General features: G+C 75.0%; 18 protein-coding genes. 7 read left to right on the top strand and 11 right to left on the bottom strand.

Going from position 1 to position 19,415, the window contains the following annotated elements; translation table 11 throughout:
• The first annotated feature begins 11 nt into the window (after positions 1-11).
• Both WCD58_RS27665 and abmR read left to right on the top strand, forming a co-directional pair.
• Positions 12-2,039, top strand: coding sequence for a thioredoxin domain-containing protein (locus WCD58_RS27665; RefSeq protein ID WP_337706326.1), 2,028 nt, complete (start codon positions 12-14; stop codon positions 2,037-2,039).
• Positions 2,040-2,195: 156 nt separating this feature from the next.
• A complete protein-coding gene (abmR, locus tag WCD58_RS27660) occupies positions 2,196-2,885 on the top strand; it encodes an ATP-binding transcription factor AbmR (RefSeq protein WP_337706382.1) in 690 nt (229 codons plus the stop codon).
• A 77-nt stretch (positions 2,886-2,962) separates the two neighbouring features.
• Here the strand turns inward: abmR and trhA are convergent, their stop codons facing one another.
• The gene (gene trhA, locus WCD58_RS27655; RefSeq protein ID WP_337706381.1) at positions 2,963-3,592 is read right to left on the bottom strand and encodes a PAQR family membrane homeostasis protein TrhA; all 630 of its coding nucleotides are present in this window, start codon (positions 3,590-3,592) and stop codon (positions 2,963-2,965) included.
• Between the two features lie 179 nt (positions 3,593-3,771).
• Here trhA and WCD58_RS27650 point away from each other — a divergent pair, with 179 nt between their 5' ends.
• A complete protein-coding gene (locus tag WCD58_RS27650) occupies positions 3,772-4,551 on the top strand; it encodes an isoprenyl transferase (protein WP_373696297.1) in 780 nt (259 codons plus the stop codon).
• A gap of 120 nt (positions 4,552-4,671) precedes the next feature.
• Here WCD58_RS27650 and WCD58_RS27645 read toward each other — a convergent pair whose 3' ends face one another.
• Entirely contained in the window at positions 4,672-5,130 is a 459-nt protein-coding gene (locus tag WCD58_RS27645) for a hypothetical protein (RefSeq protein ID WP_337706325.1), read from the bottom strand.
• Between the two features lie 331 nt (positions 5,131-5,461).
• Between WCD58_RS27645 and WCD58_RS27640 the strand changes: the two genes are divergently transcribed.
• The gene (locus WCD58_RS27640) at positions 5,462-6,790 is read left to right on the top strand and encodes a DUF885 domain-containing protein (RefSeq protein WP_337706324.1); all 1,329 of its coding nucleotides are present in this window, start codon (positions 5,462-5,464) and stop codon (positions 6,788-6,790) included.
• Positions 6,791-7,189: 399 nt separating this feature from the next.
• Positions 7,190-8,524, top strand: a complete 1,335-nt coding sequence (gene phoH2 / locus WCD58_RS27635) for an RNA 5'-3' helicase PhoH2 (protein WP_337706379.1) — start codon at positions 7,190-7,192, stop codon at positions 8,522-8,524.
• Between the two features lie 310 nt (positions 8,525-8,834).
• Here the strand turns inward: phoH2 and guaB1 are convergent, their stop codons facing one another.
• On the bottom strand, positions 8,835-10,295 hold the full coding sequence (gene guaB1 / locus WCD58_RS27630; protein WP_337706323.1) for a GMP reductase: 1,461 nt from the start codon (positions 10,293-10,295) through the stop codon (positions 8,835-8,837).
• Positions 10,296-10,367: 72 nt separating this feature from the next.
• Between guaB1 and WCD58_RS27625 the strand changes: the two genes are divergently transcribed.
• On the top strand, positions 10,368-10,691 hold the full coding sequence (locus WCD58_RS27625) for a DUF3817 domain-containing protein (protein ID WP_337706322.1): 324 nt from the start codon (positions 10,368-10,370) through the stop codon (positions 10,689-10,691).
• A gap of 22 nt (positions 10,692-10,713) precedes the next feature.
• Here the strand turns inward: WCD58_RS27625 and WCD58_RS27620 are convergent, their stop codons facing one another.
• The 4 genes from WCD58_RS27620 to glpX form a co-directional block, all read right to left on the bottom strand.
• Positions 10,714-12,255: an ATP-dependent DNA ligase gene (locus WCD58_RS27620; RefSeq protein WP_337706321.1), complete on the bottom strand. Its 1,542-nt coding sequence runs from the start codon at positions 12,253-12,255 to the stop codon at positions 10,714-10,716.
• 40 nt (positions 12,256-12,295) lie between these two features.
• Complete coding sequence (locus tag WCD58_RS27615; RefSeq protein ID WP_337706320.1) at positions 12,296-13,699, bottom strand: class II fumarate hydratase; 1,404 nt, start codon at positions 13,697-13,699, stop codon at positions 12,296-12,298.
• A gap of 5 nt (positions 13,700-13,704) precedes the next feature.
• A complete protein-coding gene (locus WCD58_RS33840; protein ID WP_337706319.1) occupies positions 13,705-14,217 on the bottom strand; it encodes a L,D-transpeptidase family protein in 513 nt (170 codons plus the stop codon).
• Positions 14,218-14,359: 142 nt separating this feature from the next.
• Positions 14,360-15,439 (bottom strand): class II fructose-bisphosphatase, encoded by a 1,080-nt coding sequence (glpX, locus tag WCD58_RS27605; RefSeq protein WP_337706318.1) that lies wholly within the window; start codon positions 15,437-15,439, stop codon positions 14,360-14,362.
• A 143-nt stretch (positions 15,440-15,582) separates the two neighbouring features.
• Here glpX and WCD58_RS27600 point away from each other — a divergent pair, with 143 nt between their 5' ends.
• A complete protein-coding gene (locus WCD58_RS27600; RefSeq protein ID WP_337706317.1) occupies positions 15,583-16,173 on the top strand; it encodes a DUF4245 domain-containing protein in 591 nt (196 codons plus the stop codon).
• Positions 16,174-16,183: 10 nt separating this feature from the next.
• On the opposite strand, the gene WCD58_RS27595 is transcribed toward WCD58_RS27600, so the two are convergent.
• The 4 genes from WCD58_RS27595 to WCD58_RS27580 form a co-directional block, all read right to left on the bottom strand.
• Positions 16,184-17,236: a chromosomal replication initiator protein DnaA gene (locus WCD58_RS27595; RefSeq protein WP_337706316.1), complete on the bottom strand. Its 1,053-nt coding sequence runs from the start codon at positions 17,234-17,236 to the stop codon at positions 16,184-16,186.
• 54 nt (positions 17,237-17,290) lie between these two features.
• Positions 17,291-17,515: an exodeoxyribonuclease VII small subunit gene (locus tag WCD58_RS27590; RefSeq protein WP_337706315.1), complete on the bottom strand. Its 225-nt coding sequence runs from the start codon at positions 17,513-17,515 to the stop codon at positions 17,291-17,293.
• An 82-nt stretch (positions 17,516-17,597) separates the two neighbouring features.
• Complete coding sequence (xseA, locus tag WCD58_RS27585; protein ID WP_337706314.1) at positions 17,598-18,839, bottom strand: exodeoxyribonuclease VII large subunit; 1,242 nt, start codon at positions 18,837-18,839, stop codon at positions 17,598-17,600.
• A complete protein-coding gene (locus tag WCD58_RS27580) occupies positions 18,840-19,391 on the bottom strand; it encodes a lipid droplet-associated protein (protein WP_337706313.1) in 552 nt (183 codons plus the stop codon).
• Positions 19,392-19,415 lie beyond the last annotated feature (24 nt).

Raw genomic sequence — 19,415 nt, 5'->3', positions numbered from 1 at the left:
CATCTCCCGTCATGCCCAACCGGCTCGCCGGCTCCACCAGCCCGTATCTGCGCCAGCACGCCGACAACCCGATCGACTGGCAGCCCTGGTCGGGCGAGGCGTTCGCGGAGGCGCGGCGGCGTGAGGTCCCGGTGCTGCTGTCGGTCGGGTACGCGGCCTGCCACTGGTGCCACGTCATGGCGCACGAGTCGTTCTCCGATCCGGACGTCGCCGCCCTGGTCAACGAGCACTTCGTGGCGATCAAGGTCGACCGCGAGGAGCGCCCGGACGTCGACGCGGTCTACATGGAGGCCACGCAGGCCATGACCGGCCAGGGCGGCTGGCCGATGACCTGCTTCCTCACCGCCGACGGCGACCCGTTCCACTGCGGGACGTACTACCCCGCGCGCCCGTACGGCGGGATGCCGTCGTTCACCCAGCTGCTCGGCGCGGTCGTGACGGCGTGGACCGAGGACGGCGAGCGGGTGCGCTCGGCCGCCCGCTCGATCACCGAGCGGCTCGCGTCGGTGTCGCGGTCGCTGCCGGCCGACTCCGTGGACCAGGAGACGCTCGCGGGGGCCGTCGCCGCGCTCACCGAGGACTTCGACGAGCACCGCGGCGGCTTCGGGGGCGCGCCGAAGTTCCCGCCGTCGGCGGTGCTGGAGTTCCTGCTGCGCCACCACGAGCGCACCGGCAGCTCCGACGCGCTGGCGATGACCGAGATCACCGCCGAGGCGATGGCCCGCGGCGGGCTGTTCGACCAGCTCGCGGGCGGGTTCGCGCGGTACTCCGTCGACGCGGCGTGGACCGTCCCGCACTTCGAGAAGATGCTCTACGACAACGCGCAGCTGCTGCGGGTCTACGCCCACCTCGCCCGGCTCACCGGCTCCGAGACCGCGGCGCGCATCACCGACATGACCGCCTCGTTCCTCCTGCGCGACCTGCGCACCCCCGAGGGCGGGTTCGCGTCCGCGCTCGACGCCGACGCCGCGGGCGAGGAGGGCTCGACGTACGTGTGGAGCCCGGCCGAGCTCGTCGAGGTGCTGGGTGCCGACGACGGTGCCTGGGCCGCCGGGCTGCTCGGGGTGACCGCGGAGGGCACCTTCGAGCACGGCCGCTCGACCCTCCAGATGCAGGCCGACCCGGACGATCCGGGCCGCTGGCAGGCCGTGCGCAAGGCGCTGCTCGCCGCCCGGGCGCGGCGCCCGCAGCCCGAGCGCGACGACAAGGTCGTGGCCGCGTGGAACGGGCTCGCGGCCACGGCGCTGGTCGAGGCCTCCGCCGCGCTGGGGCGCAGCGAGTGGCTGGCGGCGGCCCGGCGCGCGGTGGCGCTGCTGCTGCGCGTGCACGTCGTCGACGGCCGCCTGCGCCGCACGTCGCGCGACGGCGAGGTCGGCGACGCCCCCGCGGTGCTCGAGGACCACGCCGCGCTCGTCGACGGCCTGCTCGCCCTGCACCAGGCCACCGGCGAGGCCCGCTGGCTCGCCGAGGCCCGCACGCTGCTCGACACCACGCTCGACCACTTCGCCGAGATCGGCGAGGACGGGGCGTTCACCGGCCGGTTCTGGGACACCGCCGACGACGCCGAGTCGCTGGTGACCCGGCCCCGCGAGGTCACCGACGGCGCCTCGCCCTGCGGGTCGTCGCTGCTGGCCGGGGCCCTGCTCACCGCGTCGGTGCTCGTCGAGCCCGAGGCGTCGTCGCGCTACCGCGAGCTCGCCGACGCCGCGGTCGCCGCGGTCGGCGGGCTGCTCGCCCGGCACGCCCGCTTCGCCGGCGGCTGGCTGGGCGTCGCCGAGGCCGCCGCGCAGGGCCCGCTGCAGGTCGCCGTGGTGGCCGTGGACGACACGACCGGGCGCGACCGCCTCGCCGACACCGCCCGCCGCCACGCCCCCGGCGGCTCGGTCGTCGTCGCCGGGGAGCCCGACGCCGCCGGCGTGCCGTTGCTCGCCGACCGCCCGCTCGTCGACGGCGCCCCCGCGGCGTACGTGTGCCGGGGGTTCGTCTGCGACCGCCCCCGCACCGCCACCGACGACCTCGCCGCCGCTCTGGCCCGCTGACCCGTCGCGGTCCGTTGCATCGAACGCCCCATCGGCGTGCTCAGCAGGTCGCTCGCTGCCCGTTGGTCACTCGGTGCGGCCCTTCGCGGGCAGCGAACACCGATGACCCCGTTGCTGTGTAATGCTGTAAGCACAGTACGGAGGGAGAGCGCGATGATGGTGGGACGCGGTGGACACCGGGGTCGGCCCGGGCGAGGCGGTCCGGGGCGCCGGGGCGGCGGACGGGTCCCGACCGACCTGCCCGGCACCGACGACCTCACCGGCTGGCTCGCGGGCCGGCTGCCCGACGGATGGTTCACGGGCGCGCCGGCGGTGACCGTCGACCGGGAGGAGATCCTCGTGGTCGGCGACCTGCCGGCCCCGACGCTCGAGGAGGGCGCCGACGAGGCCGCCCGGAGCGCGGCCGCGCGGGGCCGGATCGAGCGCTTCCGCGAGGAGACCCGCGGCGAGCGGATGGAGGTCGCGCGCCAGGCCGAGCACCGCTACGGGCGCAAGGTCGCCTGGGGCGCGCGCATCGGCGAGGTCGAGGAGCTGTTCACGACCCTGTCGGTGCCGGTGATGACGCGGCTGCGCCAGAACGAGCGCCTCGTGCTCGACACGCTCGTGGACGCGGGCGTCGCGCGGTCGCGGTCCGACGCGCTGGCGTGGGCCGTGGCGCTCGTCGGCGAGCACGCGGGCACGTGGCTCGAGGACCTGCGCGGCGCGATGAGCGCGGTCGACGAGCTGCGGTCGAAGGGCCCGATCCTCGACGACGACCCGGACGGCCCGGGCGACGCCGGCGGCGTGGACGACCGCCCCGATCCCGGTGACGGGGGCGGCGGCGACCCGGTCCCGCCCCAGGGCTGACGACACCGGTGACCGAGGGACGCCCTCGCTGCGCACGACGCAGCGGGGGCGTCCCTCGCTGCGTGGGCCGGGGCCGGTCAGCCGGCGTAGAGCACCAGCCAGATCGCGACGTGGTGGCAGGCGGCGGCCACGACCGTCGCGGCGTGGAAGAACTCGTGGTAGCCGAAGGTGGCGGGCCAGCCGACCGGCCGGCGCAGCGCGTAGAACGCGGCGCCGATGCTGTAGAACACCCCGCCCACGATGAGCAGGACCAGGGCCGCGACCCCGCCGCGGTGGAGCAGGTCGGGGATGACGAACACCGCGACCCACCCGAGGGCCAGGTAGAACGGCACGCCGACCCACCGGGGCGCGTGCGGCCACGCCATCTTCAGCGCCACGCCGCCGAGCGCGCCCGCCCAGACGATCGCGAGCACGATCAGGCCGGTCCGTTCCGGCAGCGCGAGCACCGCGAACGGCGTGTAGGTGCCGGCGATGAAGACGAAGATCATCGCGTGGTCGAGGCGCTTCATCAGCGTCCGGCCGCGCGGGGTGACCCACGTCCGCCGGTGGTATAGCGCGCTGATGCCGAAGACGCCGCAGACCGTCACCGAGTACACGGCGACCGCGAACGCCGCCTCCGCCGAGACGGTCGCACCGGCCAGCGACACCAGCGTGATCCCGGCCGCCACGGCGACCACGAACGACCACAGGTGCAACCAGCCCCGCATCCGCGGCTTGACCGCCGCCGGTTCGGCGAGGGGGTCGATGAGGGTCACGGTGCCAGGGTAGGTGGCCGACCTGTGCGTACCCCGTCCCCTGTGGCGAGGTTCCCGGCCCCGACCCGGGCCCGTCACTGCCCCGTCACGGGGATCCCGGCCCCGAGAGGCACCGGCTAGCGTGGTGGCCCGTGACACTCCGGGACGATCTGCGCCGGGTCGCCTACTCGCTCTACGAGCGGCGGCTCCAGCGTCGTGGAGCGACGGTCGAGCCGCCCCGGCACATCGGGGTCATCCTCGACGGCAACCGGCGCTGGGCGCGGGAGGCCGGGCTCGCCGATCCCAGCGAGGGGCACCGGGCCGGCGCGGCGAAGATCGTCGACCTGCTCGACTGGAGCCAGGACGCCGGCGTCGAGCTGGTCACGCTGTTCCTGCTCTCGACCGACAACCTCGACCGGCCGGCCGCGGAGCTCGACCAGCTCCTCGAGATCATCGCCGCGGCGGTGGAGGGGCTCGCGGCCCCGGACCGGCGCTGGCGGCTGCGGGTCGTCGGCAACCCGGACGCCCTCCCGCGCCCGATCGCCGAGCGGATCGAGGCCGCCGCGGGGAGCACGGCCGGCCGGGACGGTATGCAGGTCAACGTCGCGATCGGCTACGGCGGGCGCCAGGAGATCGCCGACGCGGTGCGCAAGCTGCTGCTGCGTCACGCCGAGGCGGGCACGTCGATCGAGGAGCTCGCCGAGGTGCTCGACGTCGACCACATCGCCGAGCACCTCTACACGTCCGGGCAGCCCGACCCGGACCTCGTGATCCGCACGTCGGGCGAGCAGCGGCTGTCGGGCTTCCTCATGTGGCAGTCCGTGTACTCGGAGTTCTATTTCACCGAGGCATTGTGGCCGCAATTCCGGCACATCGATTTCCTGCGTGCCCTGCGCGACTATTCGCGACGAAATCGACGCCTCGGGCAATAGGCGCGCGAACGGCCCCGGGAGCGCATGCTCCCGGGGCCGTTGCTCACCCGTGTTGCGCCCGGCACCACCGGGCGGCCGTGCTATCCCCCGATAAACACGGACGCCCGGTCGGGCCGGGTCTCAGTCGTCCGAGCTGAGGACGTTGATGTCGCGGATGTCGGCGTTCGCCAGCAGGTTGTCGGCGCTGATCAGCCGGTCGCCGTTGGAGAACGCGACCTTGCGGTCGCCGCCGTCGCGGTCGTCGCGGTCGCCGCGGTCGTGACCGTGGCCGTGACGGCCGTTGCCACGGTCGCCGTCGCAGTCGCCGCCGCGGTCGCGGTCACGCGAGAGGACGTCGACGTCGGAGATCGTGGCGTTGGACGCCACGTTGTCGAGGCTGATGAGCCGGTCCCCGTTCGAGCCGGCGAACTTGCTGCAGTCGCCGCCGTGACCGCGGTGGCCGTCGTGGTCGTGGCCCGCGTGGTGACCGTGGTGGTCGCCCCCGCCGTGCTGGGGGGCCTCGCCGGCGCTGGCCAGCGGCGCGAGGGAGAGCATGCCCGCCGTCGCCCCGAGGACGACCATTCCCGCCTTCTTCAGCATCCAGAAACTCCAGTTTCGTTCGTGGTCTCGGAGGGAATTCGGGGTTCCCGCCGATCGGCTCCAGCCCCACGGACGGTGCGGCTGATGGGCTAAAAGCTAGCCGCCGCCGAGCAGGCATTTCCAGCTCGGAACCCCCATCGAGTGATTGACAATTCCGACTGCAACTGTAGTGGGATATCCGGGTGATCCACGGGGCGTTCGGAGCCCGGATCGCACGACCGGCGGCGTATTCAGTGGCCGTCCGTCGCGGACCTCGACACCCGGGTGTCGTATTCAGGGTCGGTCGCCGCGGGACGAGGCCGTCCGGGGCCACTCGGCGTAGCCTCGGCCGGTGCTTGCGGACCCGGGCCTCGACGGGCTCGCGCGGGCCTACGTCGGGCTCGCGCTGCGCCTCGACCGCGTGCTGCCCGGGGTGCTCGACGCCCACCTCGGCGACGCGGCCGAGGTCGCGCGCATCGCGGACGAGCCGACCCCGGACCCCGGCGACCTCGCGCGCGAGGCCGACCGGCTGCGGGCCGGGCTCCCGGGGGAGGGCGACACCGCCCGCGTCGCGTTCCTCGACGCCCAGCTGCGGGCCTGCCGGGTCCTCGCGGAGCGCGCCGCGGGCCGCCAGGTGGGGTTCGTCGACGAGGTGGAGCGGTGCTTCGGCGTGCGCATCACCCGCGACGACCCCGACCGCTACCGCGAGGCCCACCGCGCGCTCGACGGGCTGCTCGGGGGAGGCGGCGACCTGCCCGGCCGCCTCGCCGCCTTCCGTGACGGCGACCGCCTCGCGCCCGAGCACCTCGCTCCCGGCCTGCGTGCGGCGGTCGCGGCGCTGCGGGAGCGCACCGCCGCGACGGTCGGCCTGCCGCCCGGGGAGGACGTGTCGCTCGAGGTCGTCGACGCCGCGCCGTGGAGCGGGTTCAGTCGCTGGATCGGGCCGCGGCACTCGGCGGTGACCGTCAACGCCGGCATCGGGCACCGCGTGACCCACCTGCCGCTGCTGGTGGCCCACGAGGCCTACCCGGGCCACCACACCGAGCACTGCCGCCTCGCCGCCGACCCCGACGGGCTGCGCGCCCGGCCCGAGCGCCGGGTGTTCCTGGCGCGCACACCGCAGAGCCTGGTCGCCGAGGGCGCCGCCGAGCTCGGGCTCGAGGCCGTCGTGGGGCCGGGCTGGGGGCGGTGGAACGCCGAGGTGCTCGCCGCCGCCGGCGTCCCCGCCGACCCGGAGCGGGGCGCCCTGGGCGAGGCCGTCGAGACGGTGATGGCCCGCCTCGCCCCGGTGCGCCAGGACGCGGCGCTGATGCTGCACGACGAGCACCGCGACGCCGACGAGGTCGTCGCGCACCTGCGGCGGTGGCTGCTGGTCGACGAGGCCCGGGCCCGGCGGATGCTGGAGTTCCTGGCCCACCCGCGCTGGCGCACGCACACCACGACCTACGTGGAGGGCGCCCGCCTGCTGCGGCCGTGGCTGCTGGGCGCCGAGGACGACGCGCCGCCGCGCGAGGTGGTCACGGCGCGTCTCCGCCGCGTGCTCGACGACCCGCCGACGCCCGCCGCGCTCGGCGTCGGTCCGCCCACCGCGACGCCGCGCCCGGTACCCGCCCGAGCCGTCCGGACGCCGTGGCTGCGACGAACGGTCGGTGTCGACCGGGCGTCTCCCGGAAATCGGTGAGCCACGTCACCAAGTCGTCACGCTCGGCGCGCGACAACGACCGGCTACCGGCGGTAGCGTCCGCGCCGACGGACCCGCACCGGATGCGGGGCGTCCGGGGAGGCCGGTAGTGGCAGATCGGAGCGGGACGGGGACGTCCACCGCTCGCGGAGCAGGCGCCACGGCGCCGCGCACCGCGGCCGGCGCGACGCGACCGCCCTGGTCCGGTCCCGGGGGAGGGCCGGCACCCGGTTCTGCCCCGCGATGGCGCAGGACGGCCCCCGGGCCGCGCCACCGCGCCGTCGAGCCGCCGGACTAGCCGACCCGTTCCTCCGAGGAACAAGGTGGTCGCGGGTGCCGTGGCCGCTCGAGGGAGTAGTCGTGAGCGCAGCACCAGCCGAGCGTCCCGCTTCCGTGAGCATCGACAGCACCCCGGCCGCCGCCGGTCCCTCCGGGGCCGCCGACGGCGCGCGGTGTTATGTCCTCGACACCTCCGTGCTCCTGTCGGACCCGTGGGCCCCCACGCGGTTCGCCGAGCACGAGGTCGTCCTCCCGCTCGTCGTGATCTCCGAGCTCGAGGGCAAGCGCCACCACTCCGAGCTGGGGTGGTTCGCGCGTGAGGCGCTGCGTCTGCTCGACGACCTCCGTATCCGCCACGGCCGCCTCGACGCGCCGCTCCCGATGACCCCCGAGGGCGGGACGCTGCGCGTCGAGCTGAACCACTCCGACCCGTCGGTGCTGCCCGCGGGCTTCCGCACGGCGGAGAACGACAGCCGCATCCTCGCGTGCGCGCTGAACCTGGCCGCCGAGGGCCATCTCGTCACCCTCGTCACCAAGGACATGCCGCTGCGCGTCAAGGCGGCGTCGGTCGGCCTGCCCGCCGACGAGTACCACGGCCAGGACGTCACGACCACGGGCTGGACGGGTACCGCGGAGGTCGCCGCCACCCCGGACGAGGTGTCCGCGCTGTTCGCCGACGGGCTCGCCGACGTCGAGGAGGCCCGCGAGCTGCCCTGCCACACCGGGCTGCGCCTGCTCGGCGGGGGCTCCTCGGCGCTCGGGCGCGTCACGCCCGACAAGCAGGTCCGCCTCGTGCGCGGCGACCGCGACGTCTTCGGGCTGCACGGCCGCTCCGCCGAGCAGCGCATCGCGATCGACCTGCTCTCCGACCCCGACGTCGGCATCGTGTCCCTCGGCGGGCGCGCCGGCACGGGCAAGTCGGCCCTCGCGCTCTGCGCCGGCCTCGAGGCGGTGCTCGAGCGCCAGCAGCACCGCAAGGTCGTCGTGTTCCGCCCCGTCTACGCGGTCGGCGGGCAGGATCTCGGCTACCTGCCCGGCGGCGAGAACGAGAAGATGGCGCCCTGGGCGCAGGCGGTGTTCGACACCCTCGGCGCGCTGGTCTCGTCCAACGTGGTCGAGGAGGTCATCGAGCGCGGGATGCTCGAGGTCCTGCCGCTGACCCACATCCGCGGGCGCTCGCTGCACGACGCGTTCGTCATCGTCGACGAGGCCCAGTCGCTGGAGCGCAACGTGCTGCTCACGGTGCTCTCGCGCCTCGGCACCAACTCGCGCGTCGTGCTCACCCACGACGTGGCCCAGCGCGACAACCTGCGCGTCGGGCGCCACGACGGCGTCGCCGCCGTGATCGAGAAGCTCAAGGGCCACCCGCTGTTCGCGCACGTCACGCTGACCCGCTCGGAGCGCTCGCCGATCGCCGCGCTGGTCACCGAGATGCTGGAGGGCGAGCGGCTCTGACGCCCGCCTGGTGACGAACGAACGGCGCTCTCGCTGCTACGGGAGCAGCGAGAGCGCCGTTCGCTTCTCGCCGGGGAGAGATCACGGGCGTCGTCACGCACCGGAACCGGCTCCCAGAGGTGGACAGCGCGCTCCTGATCACCGGCACGGCGAGGCGAGCGGCACGTCACCCATGATCAACAGGATCGCGGGCCTGCGCGGCGGACCTCTCGCCCGCGGCGGCGCCGAACCCTGTTCCGGCCGAGGGCACCCCTCGCCGGTCTACGCGAGCGAAGGGGACCTTCGGTCGGAAACCGCGGGCCCACCGGCGTCACCAGCCGGCGGGCAGGGGGCGGCCCTCGGCGAAGCCCGACGCCGACTGCACGCCCAGCACGGCGCGGGCGTGGAACTCCTCGAGGGTCGCGGCGCCGGCGTAGGTGCAGGCGGACCGCACGCCCGCGCAGATGCTGTCGAGGAGGTCCTCGACGCCCGGCCGCTGCGGGTCCAGGCGCATGCGCGAGGAGGAGATGCCCTCCTCGAACAGGCCCTTGCGTGCGCGGTCGAAGGCGCCGTCGCCGCGGGTGCGAGCGCTGACCGCGCGCTTGGACGCCATGCCGAACGACTCCTTGTAGGGCGCGCCGTGCTCGTCGCGCAGCAGGTCGCCCGGCGACTCGTAGGTGCCCGCGAACCACGACCCGACCATCACCGCCGACGCGCCGGCGGCGAGCGCGAGGGCGACGTCGCGCGGGTGGCGCACCCCGCCGTCGGCCCAGACGTGCGCGCCGACCGCGCGGGCCGCGGCCGCGCACTCGGCGACCGCCGAGAACTGCGGGCGCCCGACGCCGGTCGCCATCCGCGTCGTGCACATCGCGCCCGGCCCGACGCCGACCTTGACGACGTCCGCGCCGGCCGCCACGAGGTCGCGCGTCCCCTCCGCGGTCACCACGTTGCCGGCGACGATCACGGCCTCGGGCGCGGCCTCGCGGGCGGCGGCCAGCGCGGTCAGCATCTTCTCCTGGTGGCCGTGGGCGGTGTCGACGACGAGCACGTCGACCCCGGCGGCGCCCAGCTCCTTGACCCGCGTCGCCACGTCGCCGTTGACGCCCAGCGCGGCGGCGATCCGGAACCGGCCGTCGGCGTCGACGGCGGGCCGGTAGACCTCGGCGCGCAGGGCGCCGGTGCGGGTGAGCACGCCCGCGAGCCGGCCGTCGCCGTCGACCCCGAGCGCCGGGTCACCCGTGTGCGCCGGGGCGGTGCCCGACCCTGATCTGGCAAGCGCGTCGAACACGTCGCGGGGTGCCGTCGTCACCGGCAGCGCCACGGCGGGGGAGAGGACGTCGGCGAGGCGGGTGAAGCGGTCGACGCCGGTGCACGCCGACTCGTTGACGACGCCGATCGGGCGCCCGGCCTCGTCGACGACCACCACCGCGCCGTGCGCCCGCTTGTTCACCAGGTTCAGCGCGTCGGCCACCGCATCGCCGGGGTGCAGCACGACCGGCGTGTCCCACACGGTGTGCCGCGACTTCACGCCGGCGACGATGTCGGCGACCGCGTCGGCGTCGACGTCCTGCGGGATCACGGCGAGCCCGCCGCGCCGCGCGAGCGTCTCGGCCATCCGGCGCCCGCTGACCGCGGTCATGTTGGCCGCGACGATCGGGATGGTGGCGCCGGACGGGTCGGCGACGCCGAGGTCGACGTCGAAGCGGGAGGCCACGTCGGACCGGCTCGGGACGAGGAAGACGTCGTCGTAGGTCAGGTCGTGGGGCGGGCGCTCGCCGGCGAGGAACTGCACGTGTCACGAGACTACGCGTGGCGATCGCCGCACTGCCGCCTCGACCCGTGATCGCCCCGGCAGAGTGGAGGCGTGTCGACCGCCCTGACGAGCCCCCGCGCCGCCGCCCTCGCCCGCGTGTTCCGCGTCGTCGCGATCGCCGAGGCGTGCTCCTGGATCGGGCTGCTGATCGGGATGGCGTTCAAGTATCTCGTCGTGTTCGACGACGTCGGGGTCCGCGTGTTCGGGCCGATCCACGGGGCGCTGTTCGTCGCCTACGTCGTGGTCGCGCTCGTCACGGCGCGGGTGTTCCGCTGGAGCGCGGTGACGACGGTCCTCGCGCTGCTCGCCAGCATCCCGCCGGCCGCGACGATCTGGTTCGAGCGCCGCGCCGTGCGCCGCGGCGAGCTCGGCTAGAGCCCTCGGTCAGAGCCCTCGGTCAGAGGCGGAGCGCCCGCACCGTGTCGATGGTGTCGGCCTCGGCGGCGGTCTTGTCGTCGCGGTAGCGCACGACGCGGGCGAAGCGCAGGGCCACGCCGCCCGGGTAGCGCGTGGAGGTCTGGACGCCGTCGAGCTCGATCTCCACGACGATCTCCGGGCGCAGGTACACCGTGTAGGGGTCCCGGTGGGTCTCGTACCGCGGGAACGTCTCGGTCTGCCAGGTCAGCGTCGCGTCGGTCATGCCCTTGAAGGTCTTGCCGATCATGACGAAGTCGCCGTCCTCGCCGCGCGCGCCGAGGTGGATGTTCGACAGCCACCCCCGCCGGCGCCCGGAGCCCCACTCGCAGGCCAGGACGACGAGGTCGAGCGTGTGCGACGGCTTGACCTTCTGCCACGCGCGGCCCCGGCGCCCCGCGGAGTAGGTCGAGTCGAGCGCCTTGACCATCGAGCCCTCCTGCCCGGCGGCGAGTGCGTCGGCGACGGCCGTCTCCGCCTCCTCGGCGGTGGGGCGCACGACGCCGGGGATCAGGCGCTCGCCGACGACCTCCGCGAGCACCTCCCGCCGCACGCTGAGGGGCTCGTCGACGAGGTCGACGCCGTCGCGGTGCAGGCAGTCGAAGAACCACGGCTGCATCGCGCCGGACCCCAGGCCCTGCATCGACTCCTGGAACGGGCGGGGCCGCCCGTCCTCGGCGACGGCGAGGGTCTCGCCGTCGAGCACGACGGTCTCGACGGGCAGCGACCGCGTCAGCGCGAGGATCTCGGGGACGGCGTCGGTGATCTCCTTCAGCGTCCGCGACCACACGCGCACCTCGTCGCCGCGGCGGTGCACCTGGATCCGCGCGCCGTCCAGCTTGTGCTCCACGACGACACCCGGGTCGCCGTCGGGCGGACCGAGCTCGGCGAGCGCCGCCTCGAGCGAGTCGCCGGGGGAGGCGAGCATCGGGCGCACGGGCCGCATGACCTCGAGGCCGATCGCGCCCAGGTCGCCGCCGGTCAGGGCCACCTCGGCGGTGGTCGGCAGGCGGCCCGAGAGCATGAACGCCCGGCGCACGGCGTCGGCCGGCACCTCCACCCGACTGCCCGTCGCTTCGCTCGCCAGGGTCGCGGCGGCCGCCACCGCCTCGATCATGATCCCTTCGAGCGCGCCCTGGCGGAGCTCGCCGCCGAGCAGGCGCACGAGGAAGCGGCCCTCGTCCTCGGTCGCGGCGTCCAGCAGCGCGCCGAGCTCCGCGGCCCGGCGCGCGCCGACCCCGGTGCCCGACCCGGCCATGGCGGCGAGCCGGTCGAGGGACGCGTCGACGTCGCCGACGGTCAGGGTCGACGCCTCTGCGGGCGTGGGCGTCACCGACCGCAGCGTCTGCCAGCCGATGCCGGTGCGGCCCTGGAGCATCTCGCCGGCCAACCAGGCCGTGGCGGGCCGGATCTCGCCGGGCTCGAGGCCGGCCAGCAGTGTCGCGAGCGCCGCCGTCTTGGCCTTGCGCGAGCGGGTCGCCGCCACCTCGCCGGAGGCGGCGACGACCTGCCCGAGCAGCGTCACGCGGTGTCCATGGGTCGAGCTCTCGCTCCGCTTCGTCTCCCTACTTGTCGACGCGCGTCATGGCGAGCACGTCGAGGGCGGTGTCGAGCTGCTCCTGGGTGAGGCGCCCGTCCTGCACGTAGCCCTCGGCCTCGATGACCTCGCGGATCGTCTTGCGCTCCTTCATCGCCTGCTTGGCGATCTTCGCCGCCTCCTCGTAGCCGATGAGGCGGTTGAGCGGGGTGACGATCGCCGAGGACGACTCGGCGTAGCGGCGGCAGGCCTCCTCGTCGGGCTCGGTGTTCTCGAGGACGCGGTCGGCCAGCAGGCGCGCCGCGGCGGCCAGCAGGCGGCAGGACTCGAGGACGTTGTAGCCCATGACCGGCATCATGACGTTGAGCTCGAGGTTGCCCTGGCTGCCGGAGAACGCGACGGTCGCGTCGTTGCCCATGACCTGGGCGGCGACCATCATCGTCGCCTCGCAGATCACCGGGTTGACCTTGCCGGGCATGATCGACGAGCCGGGCTGGAGGTCCGGGATGCGGATCTCGGCGAGGCCGGTCGACGGGCCGGACGACAGCCAACGGACGTCGTTGGCGATCTTGTAGAGGCTCACGGCGACCGTGCGCAGCGCGCCCGACGCCTCGACGAGCCCGTCGCGGGCGCCCTGGGCCTCGATGTGGTCGCGGGCCTCGGAGAGCTCGGGGATGCCGGTGGCCTGGCGCAGCTGCTCGACGACCTTGCCGCCGAAGCCCTCCGGGGTGTTGATGCCGGTGCCGACCGCGGTGCCGCCGATGGGCAGCTCGGCGAGGCGGGGGAGGACCGCGCGCAGCCGCTCGGTGCTGTGCGCGCACTGGCTCGCCCAGCCGCCGGCCTCCTGCCCGAGCGTGATCGGCACGGCGTCCATGAGGTGGGTGCGGCCCGCCTTGACGACGTGGCGCCACTCCTGGGCCTTGCGGTTCAGGACCGCGCCGAGGTGGTCGAGCGCCGGCACGGTGTCGCGCACGACGGCCTCGGCGGCCGCGACGTGGATGGTCGTCGGGAAGACGTCGTTCGAGCTCTGCGACGCGTTGACGTGGTCATTCGGGTGGATCTTCTGTCCCGAGGCGCGCGAGGCGAGGGTCGCGATGACCTCGTTGGCGTTCATGTTCGAGCTGGTGCCCGAGCCGGTCTGGAAGACGTCGATGGGGAACTCGGCGTCGTGCGCCCCGGAGGCGACCTCGTCGGCCGCGGCGGCGATCGCGTCGGCGTTCGCGGCGTCGAGGACACCCAGGTCCTTGTTCACCCGCGCGCAGGCGCCCTTGACCAGACCGAGGGCCCGGATCTGCGCGGGCTCGATCGGGCGGCCGGAGATCGGGAAGTTCTCGACGGCGCGCTGGGTCTGCGCGGCCCACAGCGCGGCGGCCGGCACCCGGACCTCGCCCATGGTGTCGTGCTCGGTCCGGTACTCCTGCTCCTCGGTCATGCCGCTCAGTCTTTCACCGGACTCAGCTGACCACCTGCACGGTGTCGCCCGGCGAGAGGTTGGCGAAGAAGCGCTTCGACGCGGTCTTGCCGAGGTGGATGCAGCCGTGCGAGCGCTCGGAGAGGCTGCCGGTGTGGAACGCGATCGCCGGCGCGAAGAACACCCGAGAACGGCATGTCGGCGTCGTAGAGGTTGCTGACGTGGTCGGCGTCCTTGTAGTCGACCGAGAACGTGCCGGTCGGCGTCGGGTACTTCCGCGTGCCGCCGAGCGCGCCGACCGGCCCGTAGGTGACGTTGCCCTGGCCGTCGGTGAGCCAGGCACGCTGCGAGGAGAGGTCGACGCAGGCGTCGGCGCTCGCCTTGCAGGGCGTCCCGGCCGTCATCGCCACGGCGGGGGCGGGGGCCGCGACCGGGACGGCGGGTGCCGGGACCGCGGGTGCCGGAGCGGGCGCCGCGGCCGGGGCGGCGCCGGCGCTCCCGGCGCCGACGAGCAGCGCGGCGAGCGCGCTGATGATCACGGTGACGAGGGCCGACGGGGTGGACCGACGCGCGTGGGTCGACGACACGAGAACCTCCGAGGAAGATCTGGTCACATCGGATTACCCCGAGTGGCGCGGGATCATCCCAGGCGTGTGCTAGCCCGACCGAGCGACACGCCGCTCAGAGCACCGAGTGGTCGGGCACCCAGGCCGGGCCGTCGGGGTCGAGGTGGTCGTCGTCCGCGCCGAGGTCGATGGCGGAGTACTCGCGCAGCTTCCGCAGCCGGTGCCAGGCGTCGATCATGCGCACGGTGCCGGACTTCGAGCGCATCACGAGCGACTGCGTCGACGCGCCGCCGGCGCGGTAGTGCACGCCGCGCAGCAGATCGCCGTTGGTGACGCCCGTGGCGCAGAAGAAGATGTTCTCGCCGCGCACGAGGTCGCCGGTGCGCAGCACGCGGTCGAGGTCGTGGCCCGCCGCGAGCGCCTTCTCGCGCTCCGCGTCGTCCTTCGGCCAGAGCTTGGCCTGCAGCTCGCCGCCCATGCAGGCCAGCGCGGCGGCGGTGATGATGCCCTCGGGGGTGCCGCCGACGCCCAGGAGGATGTCGACGCCGCTCTCCGGGCGGGCCGCGGCGATCGCGCCGGCGACGTCGCCGTCGGAGATGAAGCGGATGCGCGCCCCGGCGTCGCGGATGTCCTGGACGAGCTGGTCGTGGCGCGGGCGGTCGAGGACGACCACCGACACGTCGGCGACGTTGATGCCCTTGGCGCGGGCGACCGCGCGCAGGTTGTCGCGGACGGGCGCGTCGATGTCGACCACGTCGGCGCACTCGGGGCCGACGGCGAGCTTCGACATGTAGAACACGGCGGACGGGTCGAACATCGCCCCGCGCTCGGCGACGGCGAGCACCGCGAGCGCGTTGGGCATGCCCTTGCTCATCAGCGTGGTGCCGTCCACCGGGTCGACGGCGACGTCGACCTCGGGGCCGTCGCCGTTGCCGACCTCCTCGCCGTTGTAGAGCATCGGGGCCTCGTCCTTCTCGCCCTCCCCGATGACGACCGTGCCCCGCATCGACACCGAGCCGATGAGCTTGCGCATCGCGTCGACCGCGGCGCCGTCCCCGCCGTTCTTGTCGCCGCGTCCCACGAAGCGGCCCGCGGCCATGGCGGCCGCTTCGGTGACCCGGACGAGCTCGAGCGCGAGGTTGCGGTCGGGCCGCTCGGGGCTCCGGCTGGTCGACGCGGTTGGCTGCGAGCTCACCGGGTGCACCTCCATGGGGCAGGACGGACCTGTCGGGCGGGTCGCCCATCCTCGCAGAATCCGGCTCTCCGGGCCGCCGGTCCGATCCGCCTCACACGACCTCCTCGCGGGCCGGGCGCCGCGTTCGTTGCGAGGATGACGCCGTGGCCACCCCCTCACCCGGTCCCGGCGCCCGTGACCCCGAGCCCCAGCGCGGCCCCGCGGCCCTCCTGCGCGCCTTCGTGGTGATCGGGGTCGGCGTCCTGCTGCTGGCGGGCCTGCTGCGGACCTGCTCGTTCGCGCCCGGCGCGCCGGAGGTCGACCGCGAGGCCATCCCCCGCGTCGACCCGGCTGCCGAGCTGCGGCGGGTGGCGCCGACCGTGACGTTCCCGCTGCGCGGGCCGTCGCTGTCGCCGGAGTGGATCGCGCAGTCGTCCGACGTCGTCGTGCTCGGCGGGACGCCGGGGCTGCGCGCGGTCCGTGTCGGGTGGGTGACGCCGGACGACGAGTTCGCGCGCCTCGTGCAGACGAACGCCGACGAGGCCGCCGTCGTCGTCTCCGAGGCGGGCGACCCCACGGCCACCGGCACCGTCGAGGCCGGCGGCCGGACCTGGGTGACGCACACGGGCCGCCGCGGCGAGGCGATCTGGGTGACCGACGTCGACGGCGTGCGCCTGCTGGTGACGGGCAGCGCGTCGGGGGAACGCCTCGGTCAGCTCGCCGGCGCCGCGCTGGCGGCGCCGTTCGTGCGCTGAGCCGCCGGGGTCACCAGCGGTCGCGGGGCGGCGGGCCCCAGCCGTCGTCGGTCTCGCGGGGACGGTCCCGGCGCACGCTCACCCGCTCCTGCTCCTCGCCGCGGGTGCTCCAGCCGCCCGTGTCGGTGCCGCGCGGGGGCCCCGAGGTGGGGAGCGCGCCGGGCGGGTGGGGCGGGCGCTCGTGCTGGTCGTGCTGGTCGTGCTGGTCGGGGTGCGGCTCGGGGTGCCACGTGCGGGGCGGGTCGGCGGGCGGGGACGGGCGGTGGGCGTCGCGGTCGTGCGGGGTGTACGGAGCGTCGAACGGGGCCTCGTCCCGCGGTGGCGGGGCGGTGTGCGGCCCGGCGGGGAGGTGCGTCGCGGCGGCGACCCCCTCGCGGGAGAGCGAGTGCACGCTCTCGCGCAGCGCGCGGGTGGCGGCGGCGCGCAGCTCGGCGGAGAAGCGCGGGGCCGGGGCGAAGCGGCCGAAGGTGTCGCGCAGGAAGTGCACCAGCAGCGTCGCGGTGGAGCGCGAGCGCCACATCGTCCAGCCGACGTAGAGGTCGCGGCCGTAGGGCTGGACGAGCAGCATCGCCCGCTCGCTGTACTGGCGGAACAGCAGCACCGGCACGCCCGCCACGGTCGACGGCTGCACCTCGGCGGGGCTCTGCCGGGACTCGGCGGCGGCGCGGACGTACTCGAACGCGGCCGTCGCGACGTCGCCGCGGTTCTCGAGGAGCCGGGAGTGCTCGGCGATCGGCTCCTTGGCCGGCGCGAAGAACGACGCGATCCCGGCGAGGTAGAGCACGACGACGAGCAGCCCGAGCAGCGTGGAGACGATGTCGGTGAGGTCGTCCGGGGTGGACATCGACGCGAGGTAGTCGAGGACGAACTTCAGCAGGAGCAGCACGGTCGGCGTGACGAGGAACAGCAGCGTGCGCATGAGGTGCGGCGCCAGCATGCGGTAGGTGACGACGTCGTCGACCAGCCCGTCCGGCTCGACGTGCTGCTGGATCTCGCGGTGGTAGTCGGCGTGGGCGCCGGTCACCGCGCGGTCGACGTCCCCTGCGCCGTGCGGGCTGCTCATGCCCGCCGAGTGTGGTGCATGACGTCCCGGCGTCGGGTCTCCCTCGCCGGGGTGTCACCCGCGCGCCGGGTCGTCGCCACCCTCCGCTTCCTGCAGGACGGTCTCGACCCGTTCGCGTGCCCCGGCCAGGTGGCGCTCGCACAGCCGCGCGAGCGCCTCGCCCCGCTCCCACAGCGCGAGCGAGTCCTCGAGGCTCAGCCCGCCGGCCTCGAGACGCCCGACGACCTTCTCGAGCTCCTCGCGCGCCTCCTCGTAGCCCGGCTCGTCGCTCTCCGTCATGCCGCGCATCCTCCCCCCTCGTGTCAGCGACGTGGCGTCGCTGACACCCAGTGTCCGTAACGCCACGCGCTCGATCGGGCGCTCAGGCGGGGTCGTCGCGGTCCGTGACGGCGGCGTGCACGGCACCGTCGGCGAGGCGCACGCGCAGGGCGTCGCCGGGCGAGGGCGTCCCCGCCGAGCGGAGCACCGGCGCGTCGACAGCGTCGCCGTGCTGCACGATCGCGTAGCCCCGGGCCAGCGTCGCGGCCGGTCCCAGGGCCGTGAGGGACGCGCGCAGGTGGCGGACGTCGGCCTCGCGGGCGACGAGCCCGGCCTCGAGCACCTGGCGGGACCGGGCGCGCAGCCGGGCGACGGCGTCCTCGCCCGCGCTGACCGGCCCCAGCGGGTCGGCGAGCACCGGCCGCCGGCGCAGCGCCGCGAGCCGGGCGTCCTCGCGCTCCACCCACGCGTGCAGGGCGCGGTGCGCGCGGCGGCGCAGCTGGGCGAGGTGGGCGGTCTCCTCGGCGAGGTCGGGGACGATCCGCTTGGCGGCGTCGGTGGGCGTGGCCGCGCGGACGTCGGCGACGTGGTCGACCAGCGGGGTGTCGGGCTCGTGCCCGATCGCGGAGACGACCGGCGTCCGGCACGCCGCCACGCCCCGGCACAGCGTCTCGTCGGAGAACGGCAGCAGGTCCTCGACGCTGCCGCCGCCGCGCGCCAGCACGATCACGTCGACGTCCGGGTCGCGGTCGAGCACGCCGAGCGCGTCGAGGATCTCCGGGACGGCCTGGGTGCCCTGCGTCGGGGTGTTGACGGTCCGGAACCGCACCGCGGGCCAGCGGGACGTGGCGACGGTGATGACGTCGTGCTCGGCGGCGCTGGCCCGCGACGTGATGAGTCCGACGCAGCGCGGCAGCCGGGGCGGGCGGCGCTTGCGCCCCGGGTCGAACAGGCCCTCGGCGCCCAGCAGCTGGCGCAGCCGCTCGATGCGCGCGAGCAGCTCGCCGACCCCGACCGGCCGGATCTCGTCGACGCGCAGCGACAGCGTCCCGCGCCCGAAGAAGTACGACGGCTTGCCGTGCACGACCACCCGCGCGCCCTCGGCCAGCGGCGGGACCGTGCCGCGCACCATCGACGTCGGCGCGGTGAGCTGCAGCGAGACGTCGGCGGCGGGGTCGCGCAGCACGAGGAACGCGGTCTGCGACCCGGGACGGGCGGTGACCTGCGTGAGCTGGCCCTCCACCCACACCGCGCCGAGCCGGTCGATCCAGGCCTGGATCTTGCGCGCGACCGTGCGGACCGGCCAGGGCTCCTCGGCGCTGGTGGCCGCCGGCGGGGTGCTCACCTACTGGGCGTTGAGCGTCGCGATCCGGTTGGACAGCATCGTGACGAACGGCGGGCGGTTCGCGTGGGACTCCTCGAAGGCGAGGAGCTCGGCGACCTCGTCCACCGACAGCGAGCGCAGCTTGCCGCGGAGCTGGGCGATTGACATCGACTCGTACCCGGGCAGCGCGTCGGGGGTCTGCGCGACCACCCCGAGCTTCGGCGCGTGACCGTTGACACGCGGCGTCGTCGGCGTCGGCGCCAGGTCGGTGTGCTCGAGCGACGTGTCGTCGAGGTCGGGTCGCGGCCACGTGCCCGGCAGCGCCTCGGGCAGGTCGTCGTCGAAGCGCGCCCACGACGGCGCCTCCTCGACCGGGCGCACCCCGTCGAGCGCGCTGTCGCCCTTGATCGCCAGCTCGGTGACCACCTGTTGGGCCCGCATCGAGAGCTGCAGCACACGGCTGACGGCGGTGATGGGGAGACCGGCGACGGTGCGGGGGAGGTCCCGGGCCTCCTCCACGGCGGTGACGACCAGACCGGCGGCGACACGCACCGGGAACGGGAGCGAACTCATAGCGACAGGGTGCCAGCCGGACGC

This window comes from Actinomycetospora flava (genome assembly GCF_037400335.1).
Classification (GTDB): domain Bacteria; phylum Actinomycetota; class Actinomycetes; order Mycobacteriales; family Pseudonocardiaceae; genus Actinomycetospora; species Actinomycetospora flava.
The sequence above is the reverse complement of the archived record's forward strand: the minus strand, read 5'-3'. Positions and strand labels throughout refer to the sequence as shown.